Below are 7,078 nucleotides of genomic sequence, written 5' to 3'. Positions count from 1 at the left end.
TTTCAGCGCGAATGAGTATTACCGCCTACGAGAATTTAATTAGTACCGCCGAACGCAGAGCCTTACTAAATGGTGAAGAAAAAACAACCGTTCGTTTGTCTGACTTTTTAGGGATTATCCCAGCCATTACTGGAAAAGTAGAATTGGTTTACGAAGGTGAACAAGAAGGCGCTGGAGTAGTGGCGCAATATTTAATTGCCAATGCGATTCATACTTTTTTCCCAGGTTATTTTCCTAAAATTGAAAAACTGGAAAAACAAGATGTAACTACGCCTTATACCGAAATTACCGAATGGTTTTTCAATGAATCAGGATTTGAATTAACAGATGATTGCTCAGATGAAGTGTACAAAAACATCTTAGATGAGGTGCAACCATTAGAAAAATTAATTCAAAAATACCAACCAGAAATTGCAATATCAGACAAGTATTTCCTTAAAGAATTTATACTTTGGGCTTTAGTTGAATATAAAAAACTATCAAAGGAAAGAACCGAAGATGGCTTTCAGTTTAAAGATCCGTATTCGAAGTTTATTAGTAAATTGTCTTAAACGTCATAACATAAATACAAAAATCCGTCCTGATTACTTCGGGACGGATTTATTTGTTTTTAATAGGATTTTGTCTTGTGTCAAAAATTCTATTAATATAAATTTTATCTTTTCCTTCTCGGTAAGTTATTTTGCAATGATGATGAATTAACTTTCGATATTCAAATTTTAGGTGTGTAAAATCTTCATCAACAGAACCAATTTTATTGAATTTATAAAATGCTAAGATTTCAGTTGCTTCTTGAATTTCAGTTGCAATTTTAATTGACTTATTAAAACCGAACAATTTTATATTAAATCGAGTAACTTTCTCTAAATCTTTAATCGCTCTGTTGGTCCAAAAAACAGGTTTAATTATTCTTTCCAATTAGCAATCATTTTTTTGACTTCTTCTTGTGCATAAATATTTCCAGATTCAATATCTTTTTCAGATTCAGCGATCATTTTGTCTTTTTTAATTTGAACAAAATAAGATGTTGCCATATCGTAAAATAATTGTACAAACTTATCATCACCATTATTGATGATGTCATGAAGTTCTTGTTTTAATTCAATTGTACTCATATTAAAATATTTATATAACAAAATTACAAAAAAAAATCCGTCCCAATAACTTCAGGACGGATTTTTGTTTTATAGATTAATCGACACCTTATCTCTTCAAATGCACATCAAAGTAATCCGCTATTTTAGCATACATATGAATTCTATCTCTACCACTCACATTATGTTCATGATTTGGGTATAAGAAATAATCTACTTGTTTTCCTGCTTTAATAGACGCTTCAATGAAATTCATACTGTGCTGTTGCACAACAACTGGATCTTGCGCACCATGAATCACTAATAAGCGACCTTTTAAATTTTTAACTTTATCTAATAAAGATGCTTTTGCATAACCTTCCGGATTGTCTTGTGGGGTATCCATATAGCGTTCTCCATACATAATTTCATAGTATTTCCAATCAATCACAGGTCCGCCAGCCACACCTACTTTAAATGTATCTGGTTGAGAAGTTAGTAGGGAAGTCGTCATAAAACCTCCAAAGCTCCATCCGAAAACGCCAATTTTATTAGTATCTACAAATGATTTTGATTTTAAGAAATCCACACCTTTCATTTGGTCTGCCATTTCGTTTACGCCTAAATTTCGGTGTGTTACATCACAGAATTTTTTTCCACGAGCATCACTTCCACGGTTGTCTAACGTAAACACTACATACCCTTGTTGTGCCATATACATATCAAAATAACCAGCCCCACCTAACCATTTGTTAGTTACCAATTGCGCATGCGAACCACCATACACATAAACCATTACAGGATATTTTTTGGCAGCATCAAAATTAGAAGGATAAATTAATCTTCCGTTTAGAGGAGTTGTACCATCTGCAGCTGTTAGAGTAACCATTTCAATTCTTGGCATATCGATTTTTCCTGTAAACGGATTATCGGCTTTCACTAAAGTGGTAGCCGCCATTTTTGTTTTGATGTTTAAAATCGAAATTTCATTTGGCGTAGTAGCATTACTATATTGATCTAAAACCAGCAGGCCGTCTGAAGAAACAGAAGCATTGTGTGTTCCAGAAATTGTAGTTAACTGAATTGTTTTTCCTGATTTTATATCAACCTGATAAAGTTGTCTGTCTAAACCATTATTTGCCGTTCCGATGTAATTAATTTTTGTGTTGGTAGTATCAAAACCTAATAAATTGGTTACCACAACGTCTTTAAAACCTAAGTTTTTAAGTAATTTTCCATCAGTAGTGTACAAATACATTTGATTATATCCATTAAAATCCGTTTGATAAACAAATTGAGTCGGATTGTTTGGTACGAAAGTCAACGCGTGTTGTGGTTCAACCCAAGTAGTAGCTTTTTCCTCAAATAAAGTTTTTACAAAAGCACCTGTTGAAGCATCGTATTTGTTAAATTTCAAATGATTTTGGTCTCGATTTAATACACCCACAAAAATATATTTTCCTGTAGGTTCCCAAGACACCATCGTTAAATATTGGTCTTTTGGTTCACCGGTTTGTAGTGTTACTTTTTTCCCTGAAGCCACATCGTATAGTACTAAGGTAACCTGCTCACTGGTCATACCTGCCATTGGGTATTTTAGGTCTTTGTTAACTGCTTCTCGTTCGTTCCAGTTGATAATTGGATAATTACCAACCATAGTTTCATCTTTTCGGTAATACGCCAATTGCGTTCCTGAAGCATTCCACCACATTCCTCTGTCAATTCCAAATTCTTGACGGTGTACATAATCTGAACCATTTACGATAGCTGGATTTTCATCGTTTGTAACTTCAATGGTTGTATTGTTTGATGTTATTCTGATGTTATTGTCTTTTAACCAAGCTACATTAGAATTGGAAGCAAAACGCGCTTGGCTTCCTTCTAAAGCATAGCCAATTTTTGAAGTAATTTTTTTAGTAATTACATCATACGTTACTTGATATTGATTTGTTTTTGAAGCAATTTCTGTTTGAAATGTATTGTTGCTTTTCCATTCAATAGTAAAAGGAAAGGTGCGTAAAACAAATTCTTCTGTTGGTAGTGCTTCTTTCAAAGCCGCTTCAAATTCCGATTTAGTAGCCAAAGTAGTTACAGTCCATCCAGAAGTAGCACTTTTTTCCATCAAATTAGTAAAATCTGAACTTAAATAGGCAACAGATTTTGAATCTTTTCTCCATTGAACGGCAGTTAATGAAGTGGGAGCATATTTTCTGGCTCCTGTTACGGTTTCTTCAATAGTTAGTTTTTGTGCAAAAGTCACACATCCAACTAAAAGAAAACTTAAAATATAGTTTTTCATTGTAATAATTTATTTTGTGAATTAGTTGGCTAAGATAAGCATTTGTTACAAAAAAAAATGAGAGTGTTCAAAAAGTGCTAATCTTGTCAAGCTGAACTCGTTTCAGCTTCTATAGATATTTGATTTTCAAATATATTTAGATTCCGAAATAAATTCGGAATGACAAAACAGGACTTTTTAGACAGTCTCATTTTAAATAAAAATATTTTTTACAAAATATCTAATTCTTTCATACAAGCATGCATACTTTGATAGGTTCTTTCAATATCGTTGTCTAATCCTATAGAAAAACGAATTAATCCATCAGTTAAACCCATTTCTGCTTGTTCCTCTAAAGGAATTTCAGAAGAAGTGGATGTTCCTGGAGCACTAAAAAGTGTTTTGTAAAATCCTAAACTCACAGCCAAATACCCTAAATTTCGTTCTTGCATTAATTCCATCAAGGCATTGGCTTTTTCTAAACTTCCAACGTCAATCGTCATCATACCTCCAAAGCCATATTCTGGGTTAATCATATTTTTGTATATGGTATGACTTGGATGGCTTGCCAATCCTGGATAAACGGTTTTGATGCCGTCTGCTTCAAATTTATTCGCCAAATACATCGCATTATGACTGTGCTGCTTCATTCGGATATGAAGTGTTCTTAAATTTTTCATTACCGATGCTGAACGCAAACTGTCCATTGTAGGACCTAAAAGCATACTGGCACCAGAATTTACGTTTTTTAAATCGTTAATAAATGCTTGACTGGCACATGTTACACCGCCCACCGTATCTGAACTTCCGTTGATGTATTTTGTTAAAGAGTGTATCACAATATCCGCACCTAATTTTACTGGCGATACCGATAAAGGCGAAAACGTATTGTCAACTACCAATTTAAGATTGTACTTTTTCGCAATCTTAGCTAAAGAAGCAATATCGGCTACTTCTAATAAGGGATTACTCACCGTTTCACAATATAAAACTTTAGTTGATGGAGTTATGGCAGCTTCCACAAGGTCTAATTTAGTAATGTCAACAAAAGTAGTTTTTACACCAAATCTCGGTGCGAAATTTTTCAAAAAGGCGTACGTTCCGCCGTATATAGTTCTACTTGAAACCACGTGGTCACCTTGTCCGCAAAGTTGTAAAATTGTTGGTGTTATAGCGCCCATTCCTGAAGCAGAAACATTGGCAGTTTCAGTACCTTCCATTGCTGCTAACGCTTTATCTAAATATAGATTACTTGGCGAGGAATGTCGGGAATATAAATAACAACCTTCTGCGTTACCTTCAAAGGTATCAAACATAGTTTTAGCAGAAAGAAATGTGTAGGTAGATGAATCGGATATAGAAGGATTTACTCCTCCAAATTCGCCAAAATACTGTAAATCTTGTATGTTGTCGGCTGGATTAAATGTGCTCATAGTTGTTTGTTTTTATCTATCAAAATTGAAAATAATAAATTAATATTTCAATAATACCTTAAATATTTAGTTTATTTATCTAAAATATTTGTTAATTATAGATTATTTATCATTAATTTAGGTTTTTTATGTATTTTTACCAAATAAATTACGACACGCTCCTCAAAGTTTCTAACTTCGAGGAAGTGTTTTTCGGTCTCGGACCGATTAGTAAAGTTCGGAGAACTTTTATCGCCACCACAAAGTTAGAAACTTCGTGAAGCAGAGTTTTTTTATGTATTTTTAATAAATAAATTACGACACCAATGGATGCAATTGATAAAAAACTATTAGAATTGATGCAAATCGATTCTAAAAAAACAACAAAAGAACTATCAAGTAAATTAAATTTATCCGTAACTGCTGTGTATGAACGGATAAAAAAGTTAGAGCGAGAAGGGATTATTCGTAAGTATGTTACTATTTTAGATAAAACAAAAATCAATAAAGGTTTTGTAGTGTTTTGTCACGTTAAATTAATTAAACATTCAAGAGATTTAATCTCTGAATTTGAAAAAGAAGTAGTAACGCTAACTGAAGTTTTAGAATGTTTTCACGTAAGTGGCGATTATGATTATATTTTAAAAATTTGCGTAAAAGATATGGAAGAATATCGAGAATTTATGGTTACTAAGTTAACCACTTTACAACATATTGGTAGTACGCACAGTACTTTTATGATTGGAGAAGTGAAAAATTCTACTTCATTTGTGTTGAATTAAAAATAGTAAAGTTTTTTCGCTAAATAGCTATACATATTTATATAAAAACTTTACTTTTGTACTTTGAAAACATACTATAACATTTTATAAAATATATTTATGAGTCAATTTGATGTAACCATTATTGGTTCTGGACCTGGAGGATATGTAGCAGCTATTCGTTGCGCCCAATTAGGATTTAAAACAGCAATTATTGAAAAATACGCAACGCTTGGCGGAACGTGTCTGAATGTGGGATGTATTCCATCAAAAGCATTATTGGCATCATCGCATCATTATGAAGAATTGCAACATTTCGCAGACCACGGAATTGAAGTTTCGGGTGAGGTAAAAGTCAATTTAGAAAAAATGATTGCCAGAAAACAAGCGGTTGTAGACCAAACTTCTGGTGGTGTAAAATATTTAATGGATAAAAATAAAGTTACAGTTTTTGAAGGATTAGGTTCTTTTGAAAGCGCTACTTCTGTTAAGGTAACTAAAGCAGACGGAACTTCAGAAATCATCGAATCTAAAAATATCATTGTTGCTACAGGTTCTAAACCTTCAAACTTACCTTTCATCAAATTAGATAAAGACAGAATCATTACTTCAACGGAAGCTTTAAAATTAAAAGAAGTGCCTAAACATTTAGTAATTATTGGTGGAGGTGTTATCGGTATCGAATTAGGACAAGTATATTTACGATTAGGTGCGCAAGTTTCTGTAGTAGAATTTATGGATAGAATTATTCCAGGAATGGACGCTTCTTTATCTAAAGAATTAACAAAAGTCTTGAAAAAACAAGGTATGAAATTTTATACCTCACATAAAGTACAATCTGTAGATAGAGCAGGGGATGTAGTTACCGTAAAAGCTGAAAATGCAAAAGGAGAAATCATTACTTTAGAAGGTGATTATTCTTTAGTATCAGTTGGTCGTCGTCCTTACACGGATGGTTTAAATGCAGAAAAAGCAGGAGTAAAAGTTACAGATAGAGGGCAAATTGAAGTGAACAATCATTTACAAACATCGGCATCTAATATTTATGCAATTGGCGATGTAGTACGTGGTGCGATGTTAGCGCACAAAGCGGAAGAAGAAGGTGTTATGGTTGCTGAAATTTTAGCAGGACAAAAACCACATATCGATTATAATTTAATTCCTGGCGTTGTATATACATGGCCAGAAGTTGCGGCTGTAGGTAAAACAGAAGAGCAATTAAAAGCAGAAGGCATTGATTTTAAAGCAGGAAGTTTTCCATTTAAAGCATTAGGAAGAGCCAGAGCTGGTGGTGATACAGACGGATTTGTAAAAATCTTAGCCGATGCCAAAACAGATGAGGTGTTAGGGGTTCATATGATTGGTGCTCGTTGTGCCGATTTAATTGCAGAAGCCGTTACCGCAATGGAATTTAGAGCATCTGCAGAAGATATCTCAAGAATGTCACACGCACACCCAACGTTTGCAGAAGCCATTAAAGAAGCCGCTTTAGCAGCAACAGCAAATAGAGCGTTACACGTATAAATTTATATTCCAAAAATTTAAATTTCAAAT

6 protein-coding genes and 1 pseudogene are annotated in these 7,078 nt (G+C 33.4%); 3 read left to right on the top strand and 4 right to left on the bottom strand.

The genetic code is table 11. From position 1 onward, the window contains the following. A pseudogene (locus KA468_RS02425) lies at positions 1-551 on the top strand (magnesium chelatase); the annotation flags it as partial. 49 nt (positions 552-600) lie between these two features. On the opposite strand, the gene KA468_RS02420 reads toward KA468_RS02425, so the two are convergent. From KA468_RS02420 to KA468_RS02405, 4 genes are all read right to left on the bottom strand, one after another. Then, positions 601-918, bottom strand: a complete 318-nt coding sequence (locus KA468_RS02420) for a type II toxin-antitoxin system RelE/ParE family toxin (RefSeq protein ID WP_291241356.1) — start codon at positions 916-918, stop codon at positions 601-603. Then, positions 906-1,115 carry a hypothetical protein gene (locus KA468_RS02415; protein ID WP_291241355.1) on the bottom strand — a complete coding sequence of 70 codons (210 nt, stop codon included), beginning with the start codon at positions 1,113-1,115 and terminating at the stop codon, positions 906-908. Before KA468_RS02415 ends, KA468_RS02420 begins: the two co-directional genes overlap by 13 nt. Before the next feature lie 88 nt (positions 1,116-1,203). Next, positions 1,204-3,372, bottom strand: coding sequence for a DPP IV N-terminal domain-containing protein (locus KA468_RS02410; RefSeq protein WP_291241354.1), 2,169 nt, complete (start codon positions 3,370-3,372; stop codon positions 1,204-1,206). Positions 3,373-3,581: 209 nt separating this feature from the next. Beyond that, positions 3,582-4,784: an aminotransferase class I/II-fold pyridoxal phosphate-dependent enzyme gene (locus KA468_RS02405; RefSeq protein WP_291241353.1), complete on the bottom strand. Its 1,203-nt coding sequence runs from the start codon at positions 4,782-4,784 to the stop codon at positions 3,582-3,584. A 305-nt stretch (positions 4,785-5,089) separates the two neighbouring features. On the opposite strand from KA468_RS02405, the gene KA468_RS02400 reads away from it, so the two are divergent. Continuing rightward, positions 5,090-5,545 carry an Lrp/AsnC family transcriptional regulator gene (locus KA468_RS02400; protein ID WP_291241352.1) on the top strand — a complete coding sequence of 152 codons (456 nt, stop codon included), beginning with the start codon at positions 5,090-5,092 and terminating at the stop codon, positions 5,543-5,545. A gap of 99 nt (positions 5,546-5,644) precedes the next feature. After that, positions 5,645-7,048 (top strand): dihydrolipoyl dehydrogenase, encoded by a 1,404-nt coding sequence (lpdA, locus tag KA468_RS02395; RefSeq protein WP_291241351.1) that lies wholly within the window; start codon positions 5,645-5,647, stop codon positions 7,046-7,048. Positions 7,049-7,078: the final 30 nt, after the last annotated feature.

Origin of the sequence: Flavobacterium sp. (assembly GCF_017985075.1) — a bacterium.
GTDB lineage: Bacteria > Bacteroidota > Bacteroidia > Flavobacteriales > Flavobacteriaceae > Flavobacterium.
Note: the sequence above shows the minus strand (reverse complement) of the source record. Positions and strands in the feature narration are given on the sequence as shown.

What these genes read in the sequence shown, in the direction of transcription:
- KA468_RS02415 (WP_291241355.1), bottom strand. Translation starts at nt 1,115, where the DNA reads ATGAGTACAATTGAATTAAAACAAGAACTTCATGACATCATCAATAAT.
- KA468_RS02410 (WP_291241354.1), bottom strand. Translation starts at nt 3,372, where the DNA reads ATGAAAAACTATATTTTAAGTTTTCTTTTAGTTGGATGTGTGACTTTT.
- KA468_RS02405 (WP_291241353.1), bottom strand. Translation starts at nt 4,784, where the DNA reads ATGAGCACATTTAATCCAGCCGACAACATACAAGATTTACAGTATTTT.
- KA468_RS02400 (WP_291241352.1), top strand. Translation starts at nt 5,090, where the DNA reads ATGGATGCAATTGATAAAAAACTATTAGAATTGATGCAAATCGATTCT.
- lpdA (WP_291241351.1), top strand. Translation starts at nt 5,645, where the DNA reads ATGAGTCAATTTGATGTAACCATTATTGGTTCTGGACCTGGAGGATAT.